We start from the raw sequence: 20,898 nt of genomic DNA on the forward strand, positions 1-20,898 counted from the left end.
CCCGCCAGCGCCGCTGTGCCGGGCACCCCTGCGGTCCAGGAGGCCGCCATGTACCCACGAATCCTGCTCATCGTCCTGCTTGGACTGCTGACATCCGCCTGCGCCCCTTACTATGCGGGCAACGGCTACTACCGCCGTGACTACTACACCAGCGATCGCTATGTTTACCCTGGCTACTACCGTCAGGATCGCTACTATGTGGCGCCGCAGCCACGCTATTACTACCAGCCCGCGCCGCGTTACTACCGGCCCGCACCAGTGCCACAGTACCGCCCGTATCCGGCACCCGGCGTGCAGCCGCGCTGGCAAGGCAACCCGCGCTACGACTATGGCAACCGCCAGCGCTACGACTATGGGCGCGATCGCGACCGCCACGACTATCGCAATGATGATCGCCGAGGTGATCGCTGGCATTCGAACGGGCAGGGCAATCGCGACCGTCGACCAGACGGCGGGCGAGGTGGCGAGCGGGGCTGGTCGCGTTGACCGAGTGCGGACACGCCCCGCGATGCGTCATCCCAGTTCCGCCAGCGGATGCCGCCCCTCCCAGACCTTGCTGAAATGCGCCTCCACCACCGCCGCTGGCACCTGCGCCACATCCGGCCAGTGCCAGTGCGGGGTGTTGTCCTTGTCCAGCAGGCGCGCGCGCACCCCTTCGCTGAACTCCGGGTGACGGCAACAGTTCAGGCTCATCGTGTACTCCATCTGGAACACCTGGGTCAGTGAAAGGTACCGAGCCCGACGGATCTGTTCCCACACCAGGTGCGCCGTCAACGGGCAGCCCTCATGCAAGCGTTGACCCGCCGCCGCCAGCAACGGATCGGCATGCCGGGCCAGGCCGGCCAGAGCGCGCCAGGCCGCGACGGGGTCGGCCACGTCGAGCACTTCGTCGATCACGGCCCGACGTGCCAGCCATTGCCCTTCGGGAAGCTCCACGCAGGCACGGTGCTGTTCGGCCTTGAGCAGGCTGTTGAGCTGCAGGGCGGTCTGCTCCTGCCAGTTCAACTGCAACAGCTCTTCGATCAGCGCCTCCTGCTGATGCTCGCCCAGGAAGCGGTCGGCGAGGCCCAGGTCCAGCGCGTCGCGGGCATTGAGGGGCGCGCCGGTGAGCCCCAGGAACAGGCCAAGCTTGCCGGGCAGGCGGGCCAGGAACCAGCTGGCGCCAACGTCGGGATACAGGCCGATACTGATTTCGGGCATGGCCAGGCGGCTGCTGGGAGTGACGATGCGCACCGCGGCGCCTTGCAGCAGGCCCATGCCGCCGCCCAGCACATGACCATGGCCCCAGCAAAACAGAGGCTTGGGATAGGTGTGCAGGTGATAGTCGAGACGGTATTCACGGGCGAAGAAGGTCGCTGCCAGCGGTGGCACGCTACCGGGGTGTTCGCGGCAGGCCTGGGCCAGGGCCCGCACGTCGCCGCCGGCACAGAAGGCCTTTGGCCCGTTGCCGCGCAGCAGCACGCAGACGATCCCGGGGTCGCTGGCCCAGCCGCGCAGCCGTTCGTCGAGCATTTCGATCATGGGCAACGTCAGGGCATTGAGCGCCTTGGGCGCGTCCAGGGTGGCGATGCCGATACGGGCGCCGTCGGCGCCGGTCAGTACCTCGCATTGAATGGACATGGGCTACCTCGCGCAAATCATCCCCTCAGTATGGCCTGCCGCGCCGAAGCTGCCGGTCGTCGGTCGGATCGATTGACAAGCCGGCCAGGCTTTCCTAGTGTCGCGGCACTTTGCTTTTGGATGCCCCCATGACCGACGATGATCGCATCAAACTCGAGCCCAGCTGGAAAGCCGCGCTGCGTGCCGAGTTCGACCAGCCCTACATGCATCAGCTACGCGAGTTCCTGCGCGGCGAATACGCCGCCGGCAAGGAGATCTACCCGCCCGGGCCATTGATCTTCAACGCCCTCAACTCCACGCCGCTGGAGCAGGTCAAGGTGGTCATCCTCGGCCAGGACCCGTACCACGGCCCGGGCCAGGCCCATGGCCTGTGCTTCTCGGTGCAGCCGGGCATCGCCGCGCCGCCGTCGCTGGTCAATATCTACAAGGAGCTGCAGCGCGACCTCAACCTGCCGATCCCCAGCCACGGCTACCTGCAAAGCTGGGCGGAGCAGGGCGTGTTGCTGCTCAATACCACCATGACCGTGGAGCGGGCCAATGCGGCTTCGCATGCGAAGAAGGGCTGGGAGTTCTTCACCGACCGGATCATTCAGGTGGTCAGCGAGCAGTGCCCGAATGTGGTGTTCCTGCTGTGGGGCGCGCATGCGCAGAGCAAGCAGAAGCTGATCGATGCCAGCAAGCACCTGGTGCTCAAGTCGGTGCACCCGTCGCCGTTGTCGGCCTACCGTGGGTTCTTTGGTTGCGGGCATTTCAGCCGCACCAACAGCTTCCTCGAGCAGCGCGGGATGGCGCCGATAAATTGGGCGTTGCCGCCGTTGTGAGCTGAAAAAGAGGGCCGCGAAGCGGCCCTTCCTGCTCAGAGCCTGGCCCACTGCCGGAACAACGGCTCGGCCAGGAACAGCACGAACAGCAAGCGCATCACCTGCAGCGCCGTTACCAGCGGCACCGACAGTTGCAAGGTCTCGGCCGTCAGGCTCATCTCGGCGATGCCCCCGGGCATCATGCCCAGCGTCAGCGAGCGCAGGTCCAGGTGCGTCAGCAGGCTCAGCGCCCAGGCCGCGCCGGCGGCGATCAACATGCACAACGCCGTGGCCAGCAGGGTGCGCCCCAGGAACGACGGCGCCCGGCGGAAGAACGCGCGGTTGAAGTGGCAGGCCAGGCCACTGCCGATCAACCACTGGCCGATCTGGCTGGCGCCGTTGGGCAGGCCGATCTGCAGGTTACCCGCCAGGCTTGCGCCGGCAGCCACCAGCAACGGCCCGAACAGCCAGGGGTTGGGTTGGCGCAGGCGTTGCCACAGCAGTGCCATGAGCACCCCTAACGGCGCGATCAACGCCAGCCAGCCCCAGCTCACGCTGCCGGCATGGTTCAGCGGCACGCCATCGCCCAGCAGCAGCTTGAACAGCGCCGGCACGCACAGCACCACCGCCAGCACCCGCAGGCTCTGCGCCGCGGCCACCTGGCTGAGCACCGCGCCATTGCGCGCGCCGAGGTTGACCATCTCGCCCGAGCCGCCCGGCATGCTGGCGAAGAACGCCGTCGCCCGGTCTTCACCGGTGCGCCGCAGCAGCCACACGCTGATCACGCTGGAGAGGGTGGTGAACAGCGCGCCGAAGAAGATCAGCGCGAAATGGCTGGCCACCTGTTCGATCACCGCCGGGGTGAAGTGCAGGCCGATGCCGATGCCGATGATCCACTGCCCGCATTTGCGGCCATTGGGGATTTCACTGAGCTGCCAGGGGGTCAGGCAGCGCACCAGGATGATCGCCAGCAACGAGCCGACCATCCACGGCAAGGGCCAGCCGACCTGGCTGGCGGCAAAACCGCCAGCAAGGCCGACCAGCCCGGTGGCCCAGAACAGTGGCAACGACCGATCAGGCATCGGCCATGGCCCGGCGCTGCAGGGCCCGTTTGCGCCAGCTGCGCAGCAGCGGCAGGCTCAGCATGCACACCACCAGCACCCACACGCCCATGCTGATCGGGCTCGACCAGAGGATGCCCAGTTCGCCGTTGGAGATCGACAGCGCGCGGCGCAGGTTCTGTTCCATCAAGCCGCCGAGGATGAAGCCCAGCAGGATCGGCGACAGCGGGAAGTCCAGCTTGCGCAGGATGTAGCCCATGATGCCGATGCCGACCATCAGGAACAGGTCGAAGGTGGTGGCATGCACCGCATACACGCCGATCGCGGTGATGATCGCGATCACCGGCACCAGTGCCCAGTTCGGCACGGCGAGGATGCGGGTGAAGATGCGGATCATCGGGATGTTCAGGACCACCAGCATGATGTTGGCGATGAACAGCGAGGCGATCAGGCCCCAGACGATGTCCGGTTGCTGTTCGAACAACAGCGGGCCGGGGGTGATGTTGTACAGCGTCAGGGCGCCGATCATCACCGCGGTGGTGCCCGAGCCTGGCACGCCCAGGGTCAGCATCGGTACCAGGGCGCCGCAGCAGGAGGCGCCGATGGCGGTTTCCGGGGCTGCCAGGCCACGTGCGTCGCCCTTGCCGAACTTGCCTTTGTCGCCGGCGATGCGTTTCTCGGTCATGTACGCCACGGCACTGGCCAGCGTCGCGCCAGCGCCCGGCAACACGCCCATGAAGAAGCCGAGCAGGCCGCAACGAACGTTGACGAAGAATACCGAGGCCGCTTCCTTGAAGTTGAACAGCATGCGCCCGGTGGCCTTGACCGCCACATGGCCATGGTGGGTCTTCTCCAGCAGCAGGAGGATCTCGCTGATCGAGAACAGCCCCAGCACCAGCACCACGAACTGGATGCCGTCGGCCAGGTGCACGCTGTCACCGGTGAAGCGGTACACGCCGCTGTTGGCGTCGATGCCCACCGCCGAGAGGAACAGGCCGATCAGCGCGGCGATGAACGTCTTCAGCGGTTTGTCGCCGGCCATGCCGCCGAGGGCGACGATGGCGAACACCATCAGCACGAAGTACTCCGCCGGACCGAAGGCGATCGCCCATTTCGCCAGCAGCGGGGCGAACAGCACCATGCCGCAGGTGGCGATGAGGGCACCGATGAACGAGCTCCAGGCCGACAGCGACAGGGCCACGCCGGCCAGGCCCTGGCGGGCCATGGGGTAGCCGTCGAGGGTGGTCATCACGGTGGAGGCTTCGCCCGGTATGTTCAGCAGGATCGAGCTGATCCGTCCGCCGTACTCGCAGCCCAGGTACACCGCGGCCAGCAGGATCAGCGCCGACTCCGGCGGCAGGCCGAGGGCGAAGGCGATGGGGATCAGCAGGGCCACGCCGTTGATCGGGCCCAGGCCCGGCAGCAGGCCGACCACGGTGCCGATCAGGGTGCCGGTCAGGGCGGTGACCAGGTTGTACGGGCTCAGGGCGACGCCGAAGCCCTGGCCCAGGTAGCTCAAGGTATCCATGTGTCAGTTCTCCAGTACGTCGAGCAGGCCGAGGGGCAGGGGGACGTCCATCACCCGGTCGAACAACCAATAGAGGAAGATGCTCATGCCCACCACCACGATGGCGCTGTGCAGCCAGCGGCCACCGTACAGGCGGGCCATGGGCAGGCCGACCAGGATGGCGCTGAGGATGAAGCCCAGCGCCTCGAAGGTGGCGGCGAAGACGATCAGCAGGCCGACGCAGGCGGCGATCTTGATCAGGGTCTCGCGGTCCAGTTCCGGTTCGTCGTCCTTGCGCACGATCGGCGTAGGGCGAATGGCCAGGTACAGCAGGCCCAGGCTCATCAGGCTGAGCATCAGCAGCGGGTAGGCGCGTGGGCCCACCGGTTCGTAGGAGAAGGCGGCCTGGTAGGGCCAGGCCATCACGGCCAGCACGGCGCACAGCGCCAGCAGGACGAGGGCGAAGAGGCGTTGCAGGATCATGGAATAAATCCTCATGGTCGAAGAGCGGGGCGTGGGGGGGGGGGGGGGGGGGGGCCGGGGGGGGGGGGGGGGGGGCCCCCCCCCCCCCCCCCCCCCCCGCTCCCACGGGGTCGATGCTTACTGGATCAACCCGAACTCACGGGCCAATGCCTTGTAGTCCGCCACCTGCTTCTTCACATAGCCGTCCAGCTCTTCGCCGGTCATGGCGAACGGGAACAGTTCGCGCTGGTCACGCAGCTTGGCGAAGTCCTCGGAGGCCAGCAGCTTGTCGAACGAGGCCTTCCACCAGGCGTAGTCCTCGTCGCTGACCTTCGGCCCCAGGTAGAAGCCGCGCACCACCGGCCAGACGATGTCGTAGCCCTGCTCCTTGGCGGTGGGGATGTCTTTCATCTCCGGCTCGTCCAGGCGGTTCTCGGAGAACACCGCGAGGATGCGCATGTTGCCGCTCTGGATGTGCGGCATGGAGTCGGAAATATCGGTGGAACCCACCTGGATGTGCCCGCCGAGCAGCGCGGTGGCGATCTCGCCGCCGCCTTCCAGGGCCACGTAGCGCAGGTCGCGCGGGTTGATGCCGGCGGCCTTGGCGATCAGCGCGGTCTGCATCCAGTCCTGGCTGCCGACGGTGCCGCCGGAGCCGATCACCACTTTGCTCGGGTCCTTCTTCAGGGCCGCGACCAGGTCATCGAGGGTCTTGTAGGGCGAGTCGCTCTTCACCGCGATGGCGCCATAGCTGGTGCCGACCGCCGCCAGCCATTTCACTGCGTTCTCGTCGAAGCGGCCGAACTTGCCCTGGGCCAGGTTCAGCAGCGAACCGCTGGACCAGGCCACCAGGGTGCCGGCATCGCCTGGCCGCTGGGCGACCACGGCGTTGTAGGCTACCGCGCCGACGCCGCCGGGCATGTAGGTCACGCGCATGGGCTTGCTGAGGATCTTCTCGTTGACCAGGGCGCTCTGCACCAGCTTGCAGGTCAGGTCGAAACCGCCGCCGGGCGAGGCCGGCGCGATGCATTCGGGGCGTTTGGGTTCGGCGGCCAGGGCGTTGCCGGCCAGCAGCAGGCAGCCGGTGGCCAGGACGAGGCGGCGCAGTGAAAATGTCATCGTCTATCTCCGTGAGCGTTGTTGTTATGGGTTACCACAGAGCCACGCTGTAGCTCACCAGCAGCCGTACCTCGTCCGCGTCGCGGGCGAAGTTGGAGCGGAAGGTGGCGTTGCGCAGGCGCACGGCGACGTTTTTCAACGGGCCGCTTTGTACCACGTACTTCAGTTCGGTGTTGCGTTCCCACTCCTTGCCCTCGCCGCCGGCGGCGCGGCTGACGTTGTCGCCGCTGATGTAGCGGGTCATGAAGGTCAGGCCGGGGATGCCGAGGGCGGCGAAGTTGTAGTCGTAGCGTGCCTGCCAGGAGCGCTCGTCGGCACCTGCGAAGTCATTGATCTGGACGAAGTTGACCAGGTAGGGGTCGGCGCCGTCGACGTAGGGGAAGGCGCTGTCGCCTGTGAGCTGCTGCCAGGCGCCGCTGACCTTGTGCCCGCCCAGGGTGTAGCTGAGCATGCCGTTGAAGGTGGTGTTGTCGATCTTGCCGGCCTTGGCCGCGCCGGCATCGTCGCTGATCGCCAGGCGCAGGTCGGCGCCCAGGGTGCCCGGGCCCCACGGCTGGGTGGCGAGCATGCCGATGAAGTGCTGGCGGTAGATGTCGTCGAGCTGGGCGAAGTGGTAGCTGCCGGTGATGCGGTCGGTAAACTGGTAGTCCAGGCCGCCGGTGTCGAAATGGTCGGCGCTGAAAGTGCCGCCGAAGCGACTGTTCTTGTTGTTGAGGGCCAGGTCTTCCCAGTTGGTGTCGTTGCGGTCCTTGGCTTTTTCCAGGCGGGCGCCGGTGAAGGTCAGGCCTTTGATCTCCTTCGAGGTGACCAGGCCGCCTTCGAAGGTCTGCGGCAGGATGCGCCCGTCGTTGGGCTGCAGCGTGGGCAGCTCGGGGATCAGCGTGCCGACCTTCAGTTCGGTCTGCGAGACCTTGACCTTGCCGGTCAGGCCGAGCTTGGAGTATTCGTCGGCAGCCTTGCCGTTGTCGTGGGTCGGCAGCAGGCCGGTGTCGGTGCGGTCCTTGCTGGAGTCGAGCTTGACCCCGAGCATGCCCAGCGCGTCCAGGCCGAAGCCCACGGTGCCTTCGGTATAGCCGGACTCGAAGTTGAGCATGAAACCCTGGGCCCATTCGTCGCGTTTGGATTGCTGCGCGCTGGTGCCGTCGCGGAAGTCGCGGTTGAAGTACATGTTGCGGGTTTCGAAGGTGGCCGTGCTGTCTTCGAAGAAGGCGGCCTGGCTCATGGGCGCGACACCGGCAAGGGCGAAGGCGCTGGCGAGGGCGGAAGGTCGGGCGGCGAGCGAACGGGTAGGCGAGAACGCCTGCGGCTGCATGGACAGCATCGTCGGTGACTCCATTTATTGTTCTTATGTGTTTGCACCTTGCTGGTGCTTTTTGCGGCGCGCGGGGCAGCCGTGGTGCGATGCTAGGTAACCAACCTTTCGCTAACCTTTCAGCGTGAAAGGTTTGTTGCGAGGGCTTCACAGCACTCGCCACGGCGGTACACTCCGCGCAAAAAGCCCACCCGAACAGGGAGAATCCGATGCGTGTGCTGCTGGTCGAAGACCACCTGCAACTGGCCGAAAGCGTGGCCCAGGCCCTCAAGAGCCAGGGCCTGACCGTGGACGTGCTGCATGACGGCGTGGCCGCCGACCTGGCCCTGGCCAGCGAGGACTATGCCGTGGCGGTGCTGGATGTCGGCCTGCCGCGCATGGACGGCTTCGAGGTGCTGGCGCGTTTGCGCGGGCGCGGCAAGACCTTGCCGGTGCTGATGCTCACCGCCCGCAGCGATGTGAAGGACCGGGTGCATGGATTGAACCTCGGTGCTGACGACTACCTGGCCAAACCCTTCGAGCTGACCGAGCTGGAAGCAAGGGTCAAGGCCTTGCTGCGGCGCAGCGTGCTCGGCGGCGAGCGCCAGCAGCGTTGCGGCCCGCTGGTCTATGACCTGGATACCCGGCGCTTCGGCCTGGATGGCGAGCCGCTGACCCTGACCCAGCGCGAACAGAGCGTGCTCGAGGCGCTGATTGCCCGCCCTGGCCGGGTGATGAGCAAGGAGCAGCTGGCGGCCCAGGTGTTCGGCCTCGACGAGGAGGCCAGCCCCGACGCCATCGAGATCTACATTCACCGCCTGCGCAAGAAGCTCGACGGTCACCCGGTGGCCATCGTCACCTTCCGTGGCCTGGGCTACCTGCTCGAGCACCGCGATGCGTGACAACGGCAGCCTGCGCGGGCGCCTGCTGGGCAACCTGGCGTTGCTGCTGGTGGTGCTGATGCTGGCCAGCGGCCTGAGCGCTTACTGGAATGGCCGCGAAGCCGCCGACACCGCCTATGACCGGACCCTGCTGGCGTCGGCGCGGACCATCGCTGCCGGCCTGTCGCAGCGCGACGGCACCCTCAGCGCCGATGTGCCCTACGTGGCCCTGGACACCTTCGCCTATGACAGCGCCGGGCGCATCTACTATCAGGTGCTGGACATCCACCAGAAGCTCATCTCCGGCTACGAGCACCTGCCCCCGCCACCGCCGGGCACGCCGCGCACCGACGACTATCCGGCACTGGCGCGTTTCTACAACGCCACCTACCTGGGTCAGGACGTGCGTGTGGTCAGCCTGCTCAAGGCGGTGAGCGAACCGAACATGAACGGCATGGCCGAGATTCGCGTGGCCGAGACCGAGGAGGCGCGGGTGCGCATGGCCCGCGGGCTGATGGCCGACACCCTGCTGCGCCTGGGGATGCTGGCCTTCGGCGCGCTGATGATGGTGTGGTTCGCGGTGAGCGCCGCCCTGCGTCCCCTGGAGCGCTTGCGCACGGCGGTGGAAGAGCGCCAGCCGGACGACCTGCGCGCCTTGCCGGTGGTACAGGTGCAGCGCGAACTGGGGCCGCTGGTGCGTGCCCTCAACCATTTCACCGAGCGGCTGCGTGGCCAGTTCGAGCGCCAGGCGCAGTTCATCGCCGATGCCGCCCATGAGCTGCGCACGCCGCTGGCGGCGCTCAAGGCGCGGGTCGAGCTGGGCCTGCGTTCACGGGAGGCGCAGGAGTGGCGAAAGACCCTGGAGGCGGCAGCCCTGGGCACGGACCGGCTCACCCACCTGGCCAACCAGTTGCTGTCATTGGCGCGGGTGGAGAATGGCGCCCGGGCCATCGCCGAGGGCGGTGCGCAACGCCTGGACCTGAGCCAGCTGGCCCGCGAGCTGGGCATGGCCATGGCGCCGCTGGCTCATGCCCGCGGCGTTGCCCTGGCGCTGGAGGCCGAGGCGCCGGTATGGCTCAAGGGCGAGCCGACCTTGCTCAACGAGCTGCTCAGCAACCTGGTGGACAATGCCCTGGCCCACACCCCGCCAGGCGGTGACGTCGTGCTGCGGGTGCTGGCGCCGGCGGTACTTGAAGTCGAGGACGATGGGCCAGGGATTCCGCAGGATGAGCGTGAGCGGGTGTTCGAGCGCTTCTACCGGCGCAGCGCCCAGGGCAGCGGGCTGGGGCTGGCCATCGTCGGCGAGATCTGCCGGGCGCACCTGGCGCAGATCAGCCTGCATGACGGCGAGCGCGGCGGGTTGAAGGTGCGGGTGAGTTTTATCGCGGATTGATGTCGGCTATCGCGGGGGTTGTCCCGCGATCAGCCCTGTCGATTCAGCGCAACATGCTCCGCGCATCCAGCAGTTCGGCGATATCCAGCTCGGTGCCATAGGGCAGCCCCAGATGCCGGTAGGCGGGCAGGGCGGCCAGTGGCCGGATGCGCTCGCGCTGGCAGATGCAGCGGGCGATCTGGACGATATCGATGTAGTCGATCTGGTCGGTGCGCCGGTCCAGGTCCTGCACCTGGCTGGGCAGGCTGACCAGTTGCTCGGGAAACTCCCAGGCGCTAAGAATCTTGTCGCCCAGCACCGGCTGGATCTGTTCGATCACGAAATGCAGGCAGATCGGGTCGGAGAGCAACTCGTTGTGCTCCTCGGCATAGATCAGCACCGGCAACGCGCCGATTTGGTGCACCAGGCCGCCGAGGGTGGCCTGGTCGGGCTTGAGCTGGGTGTAGCGTCGGCACAGTTCATAGCTGATGCCTGCCACATCCAGGCTGTTGGCCCAGATATCACGCAGCTTGTGTTCAACAGCCGGGGCGCGGGCATGGAAGATCTGCTCGATCACCAGGCCGATGGCCAGGTTGCAGCTGTAGTTGATGCCCAGGCGCGTGATCGCGGTGTGCAGGTCGGTGACTTCGACGGCGGCGCGCAGCAACGGGCTGTTGACCACCTTGATCAGGCGTGCCGACAGGGCGGCGTCGCGGCCGATCACCTTGCTCAAGGCGGACACGCTGATCTCGCTGTCTTCGGCGGCTTCGCGAATGCTCAGGGCGACTTCCGGAAGCGTCGGCAGGACCAGGTCGTCCCGGTCGATGGCGGCGAGCAATTGCGCTTGGACCTTCTCGGCCAGCTTGTTCATGGACTTCTCTACGGCAAAGGTGGTGCAGCCCCGGCGTAACGCCGGGGCGGGCTGGTCAGCGCTGGATTTCCCGGTCGCGGTCCAGTTCGTAAGGCAGGTCGAGCAGCGTCAGGCGCGGGCCTTCCAGGCTGCCCAAGTGCAGGTTGTCGTCCGCCACGGCATCGGCGCTGAGCACGGCCAACAGTTCGACGGCGCTGCCGGTGCTGGCAGCGATCACCACCTCTCCGACCGACGAGCCGTGTGTCGGCGAGAAGATCTCGGCGCCCGGCTCGGGTACCGCTGTCTCGGCCAGCGCCAGGCGATACTGGCGGCGTTTGAGCTTGCCCAGGTACTGCATGCGGGCGACGATCTCCTGGCCGGTGTAGCAACCCTTCTTGAAGCTCACGCCATCGACGGCCTGCAGGTTGATCATCTGCGGGATGAACAGCTCGCGGGTCGGGCCCATGACCTGGCCGATGCCGGCGCGCACCTGGCCAAGCAGCCAGTCGTTGAGCGTGCCCTCTGGCAGCGCGGCGGCGAGCGTCCCGCGCACGGCGCTGGCCCGGTCGGCAGGCGCCCACAATTCGACCCGCCCGGCCGAGGCGCGGATGGCGATCAGGCCATCATGACGTGCGGTCGCGCCGGCCTCGTCCGCCACGCTCAGGCTCAGCGCCTGCAGGGCCGCGTCGCCGTGCTGCAGGCCGAAGCGCACCCAGGCGGCGCTGTCGTCGCTCAGCGTGGCCTTGGAGAACACCGCGTACTTCTTCAGGTCGGCCAGTTGCGCCTCGAGCAGCTCGCTGGCCATGGCCAGCAGGTAGCCATTGCCCTCGGGCAGGATACGGAAACTAGACTGCATGCGGCCCTTGACCATGCAGCGGGCACCGAGGCTCGCATGGGCTTCGCTGAGGTAGCTGATATTGCAGGTCAGTTGACCCTGCAGGAACTTGCCGGCGTCGGAGCCGCGGACGGCGAGGATGCCCTCATGGGAGAGGGAACAGAAGAAAGCGGAATCGGCCATGGGTCATCGCGGTAGCTAAAGACTGGCGGCCATCATAGAACGCCGGTAACAAAATAGGTAGGTGAGTAGACCAACGCCTTGTGCCGCTTCATTCGCTGCGCGGTATACTGCGCGACCATTCGAGGAGGGCCCCATGGTCGAACAAACTGAACTCAATCGGCTTTTCTGGCACAGCCGTCGCGGCATGCTGGAACTGGACGTGCTGCTGGTACCGTTCACCCAGGAGGTCTACCCGAGCCTGAGCGAAGCGGACCGCGAGCTGTACCGTCGCCTGCTGACCTGCGAGGACCAGGACATGTTCGGCTGGTTCATGGAGCGCAGCGAGTCCGAAGATCCGGAGTTGCAGCGCATGGTCCGCATCATCCTGGACCGTGTCCAGCCCAAGTGAAGCATTCGAGTGCCGTTGGCAGGGCTCGCGCCTGCTGCTGACGGCCTATCTCGCCTGCCAGGCGCTGGCGCTCATCGCCAGCGTTGTGGTCGCGTTGCCCGGTTGGCCAAAGGGCCTGCTGGTCATTGCCTGTCTCGCCCACGCCTGTTGGGCCATCCCCCGCCGGATCCTGCTGTCCCACCCTGGCGCCGTCACCGGCCTGCGTCGTGAGCCGCGTGGCTGGCATATATACAGTCGTGCCCGGGGTTGGCAACCGGTGCGCCTGTGCCGTGACAGCGTTGCCTTGCCCGCGGTGGTAGTGCTGCGCTTCGTGCGCAAGGGGCAATGGTTCAGCCAGAGCCAGTGCATCCCCAAGGACGCCCTGGCGCAGGAACAGCATCGAAGGCTGCGGGTGCGGCTGAAGTTCAGCCGGCGCCGCTGGGCCGCGCCGGCCTGAAGGGTCAGACCCCCTGCGGGATCTCTTCGCCGCCGAGTGCTTCGAACAGCACCGGCAGGAACTCGGTGAAGGTCATCATCATCAGCAGGAAGCTGGCGTCGAACTGTTGCTGGGCCTCGTCACCACCGTCCTGCTCGGCCTGCTCTTGCAGCAGTTCCTCGAACTTCAGGCGCTTGATCACCATCTTGTCGTCGAGCACGAACGACAGTTTGTCCTGCCAGGCCAGGGCCAGTTGGGTGACCACCTTGCCGGTGCTCAGGTGCAGCTGGATTTCCTCGCCGGTCAGGTCCTGACGCTTGCAGCGCACGATGCCACCGTCTTCGGCGGTGTCGCGCAGTTCGCATTCGTCGAGGACGTAGAAACCTTCGGCGGCCTGTTGCGACTTGACCCAGTCGGTCATGGTCGCGCTTGGCGCGATCTTCACGGTGGCCGGGCGCACCGGCAGCGAACCGATCACTTCACGCAGGGTCGACAGCAGGTCCTCGGCGCGCTTGGCGCTGGCCGAGTTGACCAGGATCATGCCCAGGCGCGGGGCGATGGCGGCGAAGATCATCGAACGACGAATGAAAGCGCGCGGCAGGAAGGCCTGGATGATCTCGTCCTTGATCTGGTCGCGTTCCTTCTTGTAGACCTTGCGCATCTGCTCGGCCTCGATCTCCTCGACCTTCTCCTTGACCGCGTCGTTGACCACGCTGCTGGGCAGGATGCGCTCTTCTTTACGTGCGGCGATCAGCATGAATTCGCCACTGACGTGAACCAGGGGGGCATCCTCGCCCTTGCCGAACGGTGCGACGAAACCGTAGGTGGTCAGTTCCTGGCTGGCGCAGGGGCGGGCCGGCTTGCTGGCCAGGGCGGCCTCCAGGGCCTCGGCCTCGAACGGTACTTCCTGGGTCAGGCGATAGGACAGCAGGTTCTTGAACCACATGAGGGGGAATCTCTCCTTAATACATAAGGCGGGCATTATTCTCCGAGCGACGGTTCCAGGCCAACCCTGTCAGAGGGCCAGCAGTCCTATATAGAGGAAGAAAATCGCGGCGCGGCTAGGTCTTTGAAAGGCCTGGAAATTTTTTTCAAATATTTTGAAAAAAGTGCTTGCCAGGGTAGGAGGTCCTCCGTAGAATGCGCGCCACACCGAGACGAAGGGTGATTAGCTCAGCCGGGAGAGCATCTGCCTTACAAGCAGAGGGTCGGCGGTTCGATCCCGTCATCACCCACCACTCGATGTATAGCGCGGCGGTAGTTCAGTCGGTTAGAATACCGGCCTGTCACGCCGGGGGTCGCGGGTTCGAGTCCCGTCCGCCGCGCCATATTAAGCTTCCAGGGCCCACTGAACACCCGGAAGCAACAGAGAAAGCGACCTTAGGGTCGCTTTTTTTGTTTCTGGCGTTGCGTCAGAATCCCCTGTCCGCCGCAACTGGCCAGCAGGCCTTGCGCCGGTTCCTACCGCAAGCAAGAGACCGACCATGCAGGATGCCAGCCTCTCTCCCGCTCCGACACACACCACTCCCTTGCTGGGAATCGACCTGGGTACCACCAACAGCCTGATCGCCGTCTGGCAGGATGGCGAAGCGCGGCTGATCGCCAATGCCCTGGGCGAGGTGCTGACGCCGTCGGTGGTCAGCGTCGATGACGATGGCAGCATCCTCGTCGGCCAGGCCGCCCGGGCGCGCCTGACCACGCACCCTCAACGTACCGCCGCGGCGTTCAAGCGCTTCATGGGCAGCGACAAGCGTTACGCCCTGGGCGAACACCGTTTCACCCCTGAAGAGCTGTCGGCGCTGGTGCTGGGTTCGCTCAAGCAGGACGCCGAGGCCTATCTGGGCTGCCCGGTGAGCGAGGCGGTGATCTCGGTGCCGGCCTATTTCAGCGACGAGCAGCGCAAACGCACGGTGTTCGCGGCCGAACTGGCCGGGCTCAAGGTCCAGCGGCTGATCAACGAACCCACCGCCGCCGCGATGGCCTACGGCCTGCATGAGCAGAAGTTCGAGCGCACCCTGGTGTTCGACCTGGGCGGTGGCACCTTCGACGTCACGGTACTGGAGTACGCCCTGCCGTTGATCGAGGTGCATGCCTCTACCGGAGACAACTACCTGGGCGGCGAGGATTTCACCGAGGCGCTGCTGCAGGCCTGCCTGCGTGACTGGAGTCTCAAGGCCGAAGACCTGGAGCCCCAGGCCCTGGCCAGCCTGCACGACGCCATCGAGCAGCTCAAGTGCGAAGTGGGCGAGGGCAGTCGCACCTTTGCCTGGAGCATGGATGGCCAGCCCCGCGAGTGGCAGCTGGACGACCAGAAGCTGCAGGCGATCTGGGCGCCCTTGCTGGCACGGGTACGCACTCCCATCGAACAGGCCCTGCGTGATGCCCGCTTGAGCCCGCGCGAGCTGGACAGCCTGGTGCTGGTCGGCGGCGCCACGCGCATGCCGCAGGTGCAGCAACTGGTGGCCAAGCTGTTTGGGCGCCTGCCGTACCGGCACCTGGACCCGGATACCATCGTTGCCCTCGGCGCCGCCAGTCAGGCGGCGTGCAAGGCCCGCGACGCGGCCATCGACGAACTGATCCTGACCGATGTCTGCCCCTACACCCTTGGCGTGGCCTCGTCCCGGGGCGAGGATGTCACTGGTGCCTTCTCGCCGATCATCGAGCGCAATACGATCATCCCCACGTCCAAGGTGCAGCGTTTCTACAGCAGCCACCCGGAACAGAAGTTCGTGCGCATCGCCGTGTACCAGGGCGAGCGGCCATGGGTGCGGGACAACATCCTGGTGGACAGTTTCGAGATTCCGTTGCAGCCGACCGGCGAGATCCAGTCGCTGGACGTGCGCTTCAGCTACGACATCAACGGCCTGCTGGAAGTGGACGTGACCTTCCTCGAGAGCGGCCAGAAGCACAGCCACAGTATCGACCGCAGCCCCACCGGGCTGGATGCGCAGGCACGCCAGGCCAGTGAGGAACGCCTGGCAAAATTGAAGATCCACCCACGTGACACGCTGCCCAACCGCACTTTGCTGGCCCGCCTGGAGCGAGCCTGGATGCAGAGCCTGGGCGACGAGCGCGAGCTGATCGGCAGCTGGCTGGACGCCTTCAATGCCGTGCTGGCCGGGCAGCAGGCCGGCGAGATCAGCCGTGAGCGCCAGGCATTGTGCCAGGCGCTCGACGAGCTGCGTTACTGAGCGTTGAGCCGGCGCAGGGTGGCCTGCAGGCCGCCTTCCAGCGGCTGCCCTTTGCCGGGTACCGGGCCGTAACGGTTTGGCAGCTTGTCGCCGGGCAGGCCCAGCAGCACCAGTGACGAGAACGGCAGCACGCGGGTCAGCACCATCACCAGCAGCAGTGCCGGCACGCCGTGGCCGAGGTCGCGCAGGCGACGCAGGAAGCCGCTGATCGACAAGACGCTGATCACCACCAACATCGCCGGGATATGGAGCATCAGGCTGGCGCCCAAGGCGATGATTGCCACGTGCACGGCCAGGCCCGTACGGTTCAGTCGACTCTTGAGCTTCCAGAACGCCCACATCGGCGCCGGCGGTTCCTTGATCATGTCCAACAGCAGGCGTTCGCTCCATGACAGCACGGCCATGATCGCGCAGCGCAGGCCGGGGTCCTGTTCCGGGTCGTCCTTGACCTTTTGCAGGGCGCGCAGCAGCCGGGTCTTGGGTGGGGTGCAAGTGTTCAGCAGGCGGTGCAGCGCATCCAGTACGTCGTCGACCGTGCGGCTGTCGAGGCCTTGCGCGCGTACCGCGGCAGCCGGCGGATGCTTGGCCTGGCCGTTCAGCAGCCCCCGGCGCAGCGCTTCGAACCAGTCGTCTTGCAGGTCCAGCGCCTGCATGCGGTCGCGCAACGCGCAGCGCTGTGGTTCGTCCAGCGACGGATCATGGTGCAGCACTGCGCAGAACAGCAGGTAGCCCAGCGGATAATCGGTACGCAGTCCGCCGTCGTCGTTGTCCAGGCAAGCGAGCAGTTGCACGGCGTTGGGCAGGCGCGTGCTGTTGAGCGCCTGCTGCAAGGTCAGCAGGCGTGCCGAGATCAGGGCTTGTACCGGATCGCGGATATCCAGGCTGCCGAGCAGTCCACTGGCGCCTTCGGGGCTGGTCAGCAGTTGACAGAGCAGGGCGTGTGTCGGAGCGAACGGATGCTCGGCCGGGTAGTGCAACTGCCCGGGCAAGGCCGGATCGATCAGTGCCAGCCAACGTGAAGGTTGCTCCAGCAGGGCCAGCATGAACAGCTGCTGGCGGTGCCACTGCCACAGTGCCTCGCCCTCGGGCATCGAAGGTAACAGAACTCCGGCTTCGGCCAGGCGGTCTTGCAGTTGCAGGCCGAACGGGGTGGTGAACAGGCGGCGCATGTCGAACTGACGGTTGAGCGTGTGCAGGGCATGGGCCGGATAGACCCGCATGCGCCGCAGCCATTCACGGCAGACCGGGCGAATGGCATCCTCGGTCAGGGCCTCGGGCAAGGTAGCCGCCGGATCATCGCTGGCGCTGAGTTGCGTCAGCGCCTGGACCACGGGAGCCTGATCGAGCCAATGCAACTGCTGGCTCGCCTGGCGCTGGAAGCCCTCGAGGATCAGCGCGTCGAGGGCGTCCTCGGCCGGTGGCTGGGCGAGGACCAGGCGCAGCAAACCGGCCTCGCCGCGCTGCAGGGCCCAGGCATGCCAATACAAGCGGTGCAGATTGTGCTCCGGCTGCTCCTGCAGCAGCCAGGCCAGCAGCGGCAATTCGTCGTCACCGTCCAGATGCCAGTCGACGAAGGTGCTGGCGATGCCGTCCAGCTTCAGGCGCGAGGCTTCGGACCACCGCGCCAGGGTCTGCGGTGACTGCCCCGGGCTGCCCCAGGCCTGGGCCGGGTCGCCGAGGTTCTCGGGCCAGCCGGCTGGCGTATGCAAGCAGTCGAAGGCCTGGATCAGCAAGGGCAGACGCTGGGGTTGATGGCGGGCGCAGAGGTCGATCAGCCAGCGCTCGGCCTGTGGATGCTGGTGTTGGCGGTACAGCCGCAACCAGCAGTCCAGCGCTTGTTGCTCGGCCCCCAGGGCATCGGCCTGGCGGGCCAGCAGGTAGAGCAGGTCGGCATCGTCCGGGGTTTGCGCCTGTTGTGCCTGGAGCAGTCCGTGGAAGGTCCGGCTGGCGATGCCGGCCTGGCTGAACTGCACCAGCAGGCGCTGTACCAGCACCGAGTCATCCGGGATCGCCAGGCAGGTATGCACGCTGGCGAACTGCTCATACTCGAACAATGGGCGGTGCTGGTAACAGTACTCGAGGCTGCGGAAATACCACAGGCTCTCCATCTGCGCCGGGGCTGGCCAGTCGCGCATGCATGCGGTATCGAAGGGGTCCGGCTGCGCGAGACGGTCGAGGAAGGCTTCCACTTCGTGGGGGTTGTCCAGGCGCAGCAACTGGTCGGCCCAGCCCAGGCGCCGGGCTAGCAGGCCCGCGCAGTGATGGGACAGCGGCCCGCAGTCGCGCAGGGTGTGCAACAGCTGCCAGCCGAGGTCGTCCAGTTCGTCCAGTGGCAGTTCGTCCAGCTCGGCGATGAAGCCCTGCCAGGCTTGCGGGTCGAAGCGCAGCGACGGCTCCTCGAGCAGGCGATGGAAGTGCTGCAGTGTCGGATGTGGCGTGTCCTCGGCGACCGTTGGCTCGGCCTCGTGGGTTTCCTGCTCGCGGGCCAGGCGCAGCGCTTCCTCGTAGGCCGCGCGCAGGGCCTGGAAACCTTCCGGGTCGGTTTCCGGGTGGTGCGTGGGCAGGCGGCCGCGATAGGCCAGGCGGATGGCGTCCAGGTCCTGGGTCGGTTCGATCCCCAGGCGAATCCAGCAACTCATGACCAGCAGTCCTCTTCCAGGGTGGCGGGGCGCGGCGGCTCGGGCAGGTCCATGTCCCAGGGCAACCCGGCCAGCAACTCATGGGCGCCGAGGCGCAGGTTAAGCAGGATGCAGCGGTTCCAGTGCTCGCTGCCCTGGCGCTCGAGATCGGCGGCCAAGGTCTCGTCGCTGCTGTCGCTGACATTCCATAGCGCCTTGCCAAACAGGTAGCCGGCCAGGTAACAGTCCCAGCGGTTGTAGTAGTGGCGTGCGCGCAGCGCCAGGCGGTAGTGCAGGTAGAGGCTTTCGTCGCGGTCGATCAGGCCTTTCTTGACCCCGGCGCGCAGCAGGAAGCTCATGCGCCCCAGGTCCCAGGCTCGGGTGCCGCCCGGGCCACAGTCGGGGAAGGTGCGGGCGGCGTATTCGTGGCGGATGCGTTCGCGTGGGGGCAAGGTGTCGAGCAGGGCCTGCCACTGGCTGGGCAGGCAGCGCTGGTACTGCCAGTAGGCTTCGCTCATTTCGGTGGCGTGGCCGTTGTCGGCCATGTTCAGCATGTCCAGCAACTGGGCGCGGTCGCTGATCCCCCACCAGCGCTCCAGATCGGTCTGGTCTTCCCCTTCGAAGTAGTCGGGGGCGGTGTAGCTGGCGCCGTTGAGGGCGGCCATGGGGGCGGAGAGGGCATGCAGCCAGTGCTGCGCGGTTTCGTCCATGAAAGGGTCCTGGAGGCGCTGGGAACTGGTGGGGATTGTATAGGAATACGCGCGTCGGGTTGTCAGGGGTATGTCCCAAGCCGGTAAGCTTCGGCCACCTCCCGGAGCACCTCGCACAACCACTGCGCCGGCAGGCTCTGCGCCAGGGCCGCATTGCGGCAGATGCCCACCGAGCCGCCCGGCTCACGCACGCCCAGGTCGAGCTCGACCAGTTCTCCCCGCCCGAGGTCGATCAGCACGGCATCGCGCGGCGCCACCCAGACCGCCTCGCTGCCCAGCACGTAGCGCCTGCTCAAGGCCAGCGACAGAGTCTCCAGGCGCTGTGCCGGCAGCTGGATCGCGCATTGCACGAACAGGCTGTCGGCATGCCGGCGAATGGTCGTGCCTGGCGGTGGCAGCACCAGTGGATAGGCACCGACCTGCGTGCGATCAATAGGCTGAGCCGCCAGCAGCGGATGTCCGGGTCGCACCACCAGGGTCATCGACTCGCTGTACAGGTGCTCGAACGACAGCCCTTGGATCTGCGGGCTGTCGGTCATACGGCCTATCACCAGTTCCAGCTCGCCAAGGTGCAACTGCCCGAGCAGCTGGGCGCTGGCCCCGGTCACCACGCTGATTACCAATGCCTCGTGCTGCTGGTGCAAGCGGCACAGCACCTCGGGCATCAGTAACCCTTCGACAGTCGACAGCACGCCAATACGCACCTGCGACGGCGCCCGCGCTTCCCCTCGCACGCTGCCGACCCCGTCACGCAGCGCTTGCACGCTGGGGCCGGCATAGCGCATGAAGCGGGTACCGGCCGGGGTCAGGGCGACGCCCTGGTGGCTGCGCTCGAACAGGCGAGCTTCCAGCAGATCCTCCAGCTCCTTGAGGGTCTTGGAGATCGCAGGCTGGCTGATCGCCAGCACGTCGGCGGCCCTGGCCAGGCTGCCCTGTCGGGCAATCTCCAGGAAGCACAGCAGATGGCGGAACTTGATGCGGGTATCGAGGTTCATGCCGGGCAGTGTATCCGTGCGGGCCAGACCTGCAACGTCCGGGTGATCTTCGTCGGCGGACGGCGGTTCCTCCCTTGCAGGCAAAGCCCCGAACCTTTAGCGTGTGCCGCTTCGATGCATGGAGCTGCGCAATGGCCGCCTACCTGACCCAGGACCTGGTCCTTGAACTGGGCGATGAAACGCCCGAAGACACCACCATGAACATGCTGACCTTCCGTCAGCGTGGCACCACCCTGGTGATCGCCCGCAGTCCGCTGGCTGCCGGGCAGACGCTGGAGGCGCTTTACCAGCAGCAACTGGCGCAGTTGCGTGAGCGCCTTGGGGCGGTCATCAGCGACCCACTGCCGGTCAGCGCCGGCGTCGATCGTGCCATTCACGGCTTGGAAGTCAGCCTGCAGTTCAAGCGCGGCGAAGTGGTCTCGTATCAACGTCAGTTGGCCTACACGCCAAGCGGGCAGGCCCGTTTCGTGGCGGTCAGCTATAGCAAGGAAACACCGCTGGAAGCGGTCGATCTTGCCCATTGGGAAGCCATCAAGGCAGGCTTGCGGCTGAACTGACCCGGGCGGATTCGAGGCTGTACCTTGATCTCACTGACGTCGG

20 protein-coding genes and 2 tRNA genes are annotated in these 20,898 nt (G+C 66.4%); 10 read left to right on the forward strand and 12 right to left on the reverse strand.

Annotated features, from left to right (window positions below):
- Window positions 1–48 precede the first annotated feature (48 nt).
- The gene (locus ACVWY1_RS06870) at window positions 49–486 is read left to right on the forward strand and encodes a hypothetical protein (RefSeq protein ID WP_277503052.1); all 438 of its coding nucleotides are present in this window, start codon (window positions 49–51) and stop codon (window positions 484–486) included.
- A 27-nt stretch (window positions 487–513) separates the two neighbouring features.
- On the opposite strand, the gene ACVWY1_RS06875 is transcribed toward ACVWY1_RS06870, so the two are convergent.
- Window positions 514–1,620 (reverse strand): enoyl-CoA hydratase/isomerase family protein, encoded by a 1,107-nt coding sequence (locus ACVWY1_RS06875; RefSeq protein WP_457378010.1) that lies wholly within the window; start codon window positions 1,618–1,620, stop codon window positions 514–516.
- Between the two features lie 128 nt (window positions 1,621–1,748).
- Between ACVWY1_RS06875 and ung the strand changes: the two genes are divergently transcribed.
- Window positions 1,749–2,441: a uracil-DNA glycosylase gene (gene ung / locus ACVWY1_RS06880; protein ID WP_102681578.1), complete on the forward strand. Its 693-nt coding sequence runs from the start codon at window positions 1,749–1,751 to the stop codon at window positions 2,439–2,441.
- A gap of 35 nt (window positions 2,442–2,476) precedes the next feature.
- Here ung and ACVWY1_RS06885 read toward each other — a convergent pair whose 3' ends face one another.
- From ACVWY1_RS06885 to ACVWY1_RS06905, 5 genes are all read right to left on the reverse strand, one after another.
- Window positions 2,477–3,502 (reverse strand): AbrB family transcriptional regulator, encoded by a 1,026-nt coding sequence (locus ACVWY1_RS06885; RefSeq protein ID WP_277503054.1) that lies wholly within the window; start codon window positions 3,500–3,502, stop codon window positions 2,477–2,479.
- Window positions 3,495–5,009, reverse strand: coding sequence for a tripartite tricarboxylate transporter permease (locus ACVWY1_RS06890; protein ID WP_110697710.1), 1,515 nt, complete (start codon window positions 5,007–5,009; stop codon window positions 3,495–3,497). Before ACVWY1_RS06890 ends, ACVWY1_RS06885 begins: the two co-directional genes overlap by 8 nt.
- Window positions 5,010–5,012: 3 nt before the next feature.
- Window positions 5,013–5,471 (reverse strand): tripartite tricarboxylate transporter TctB family protein, encoded by a 459-nt coding sequence (locus ACVWY1_RS06895; protein ID WP_457378011.1) that lies wholly within the window; start codon window positions 5,469–5,471, stop codon window positions 5,013–5,015.
- 117 nt (window positions 5,472–5,588) lie between these two features.
- A complete protein-coding gene (locus ACVWY1_RS06900; RefSeq protein WP_038705538.1) occupies window positions 5,589–6,569 on the reverse strand; it encodes a Bug family tripartite tricarboxylate transporter substrate binding protein in 981 nt (326 codons plus the stop codon).
- Between the two features lie 31 nt (window positions 6,570–6,600).
- Window positions 6,601–7,890, reverse strand: coding sequence for an OprD family porin (locus ACVWY1_RS06905; protein WP_457378012.1), 1,290 nt, complete (start codon window positions 7,888–7,890; stop codon window positions 6,601–6,603).
- 200 nt (window positions 7,891–8,090) lie between these two features.
- Between ACVWY1_RS06905 and ACVWY1_RS06910 the strand changes: the two genes are divergently transcribed.
- Together ACVWY1_RS06910 and ACVWY1_RS06915 are read left to right on the forward strand one after the other, a co-directional pair.
- On the forward strand, window positions 8,091–8,762 hold the full coding sequence (locus ACVWY1_RS06910; RefSeq protein ID WP_038705540.1) for a response regulator: 672 nt from the start codon (window positions 8,091–8,093) through the stop codon (window positions 8,760–8,762).
- Window positions 8,755–10,134 carry a sensor histidine kinase gene (locus ACVWY1_RS06915; RefSeq protein ID WP_198755783.1) on the forward strand — a complete coding sequence of 460 codons (1,380 nt, stop codon included), beginning with the start codon at window positions 8,755–8,757 and terminating at the stop codon, window positions 10,132–10,134. The genes ACVWY1_RS06910 and ACVWY1_RS06915 overlap by 8 nt, the downstream gene beginning before the upstream one ends.
- A gap of 43 nt (window positions 10,135–10,177) precedes the next feature.
- Here ACVWY1_RS06915 and ACVWY1_RS06920 read toward each other — a convergent pair whose 3' ends face one another.
- Together ACVWY1_RS06920 and ygfZ are read right to left on the reverse strand one after the other, a co-directional pair.
- A complete protein-coding gene (locus ACVWY1_RS06920; protein ID WP_102681585.1) occupies window positions 10,178–10,984 on the reverse strand; it encodes an HDOD domain-containing protein in 807 nt (268 codons plus the stop codon).
- Window positions 10,985–11,039: 55 nt separating this feature from the next.
- Entirely contained in the window at window positions 11,040–11,981 is a 942-nt protein-coding gene (gene ygfZ, locus ACVWY1_RS06925; RefSeq protein WP_110697716.1) for a CAF17-like 4Fe-4S cluster assembly/insertion protein YgfZ, read from the reverse strand.
- Between the two features lie 133 nt (window positions 11,982–12,114).
- Between ygfZ and ACVWY1_RS06930 the strand changes: the two genes are divergently transcribed.
- Both ACVWY1_RS06930 and ACVWY1_RS06935 read left to right on the forward strand, forming a co-directional pair.
- Complete coding sequence (locus ACVWY1_RS06930) at window positions 12,115–12,369, forward strand: FAD assembly factor SdhE (RefSeq protein WP_028690159.1); 255 nt, start codon at window positions 12,115–12,117, stop codon at window positions 12,367–12,369.
- Window positions 12,353–12,805, forward strand: a complete 453-nt coding sequence (locus tag ACVWY1_RS06935; RefSeq protein WP_277503058.1) for a protein YgfX — start codon at window positions 12,353–12,355, stop codon at window positions 12,803–12,805. The genes ACVWY1_RS06930 and ACVWY1_RS06935 overlap by 17 nt, the downstream gene beginning before the upstream one ends.
- Window positions 12,806–12,809: 4 nt before the next feature.
- Here ACVWY1_RS06935 and rdgC read toward each other — a convergent pair whose 3' ends face one another.
- Window positions 12,810–13,730, reverse strand: coding sequence for a recombination-associated protein RdgC (gene rdgC / locus ACVWY1_RS06940; protein WP_023631647.1), 921 nt, complete (start codon window positions 13,728–13,730; stop codon window positions 12,810–12,812).
- A gap of 216 nt (window positions 13,731–13,946) precedes the next feature.
- On the opposite strand from rdgC, the gene ACVWY1_RS06945 reads away from it, so the two are divergent.
- The 3 genes from ACVWY1_RS06945 (at window position 13,947) to ACVWY1_RS06955 (ending at window position 15,975) form a co-directional block, all read left to right on the forward strand.
- Window positions 13,947–14,022, forward strand: a tRNA-Val gene (locus ACVWY1_RS06945).
- A gap of 13 nt (window positions 14,023–14,035) precedes the next feature.
- A tRNA-Asp gene (locus ACVWY1_RS06950) sits at window positions 14,036–14,112 on the forward strand.
- A gap of 156 nt (window positions 14,113–14,268) precedes the next feature.
- Window positions 14,269–15,975, forward strand: a complete 1,707-nt coding sequence (locus ACVWY1_RS06955; protein WP_457378013.1) for a molecular chaperone HscC — start codon at window positions 14,269–14,271, stop codon at window positions 15,973–15,975.
- Here the strand turns inward: ACVWY1_RS06955 and ACVWY1_RS06960 are convergent.
- From ACVWY1_RS06960 to pcaQ, 3 genes are all read right to left on the reverse strand, one after another.
- A complete protein-coding gene (locus tag ACVWY1_RS06960; protein ID WP_457378014.1) occupies window positions 15,969–18,614 on the reverse strand; it encodes a molecular chaperone DnaJ in 2,646 nt (881 codons plus the stop codon). The two genes, ACVWY1_RS06955 and ACVWY1_RS06960, sit on opposite strands and share 7 nt — an antisense overlap.
- Window positions 18,611–19,303, reverse strand: a complete 693-nt coding sequence (locus tag ACVWY1_RS06965) for a DUF1266 domain-containing protein (RefSeq protein WP_102681590.1) — start codon at window positions 19,301–19,303, stop codon at window positions 18,611–18,613. The genes ACVWY1_RS06960 and ACVWY1_RS06965 overlap by 4 nt, the downstream gene beginning before the upstream one ends.
- Window positions 19,304–19,365: 62 nt before the next feature.
- The gene (gene pcaQ / locus ACVWY1_RS06970; protein ID WP_102681591.1) at window positions 19,366–20,298 is read right to left on the reverse strand and encodes a pca operon transcription factor PcaQ; all 933 of its coding nucleotides are present in this window, start codon (window positions 20,296–20,298) and stop codon (window positions 19,366–19,368) included.
- A gap of 131 nt (window positions 20,299–20,429) precedes the next feature.
- Between pcaQ and ACVWY1_RS06975 the strand changes: the two genes are divergently transcribed.
- Window positions 20,430–20,855 carry a DcrB-related protein gene (locus ACVWY1_RS06975; RefSeq protein ID WP_102681592.1) on the forward strand — a complete coding sequence of 142 codons (426 nt, stop codon included), beginning with the start codon at window positions 20,430–20,432 and terminating at the stop codon, window positions 20,853–20,855.
- The last annotated feature ends 43 nt before the right edge of the window (window positions 20,856–20,898 follow it).

The sequence above is a fragment of the Pseudomonas sp. TE6288 genome (assembly GCF_054062095.1).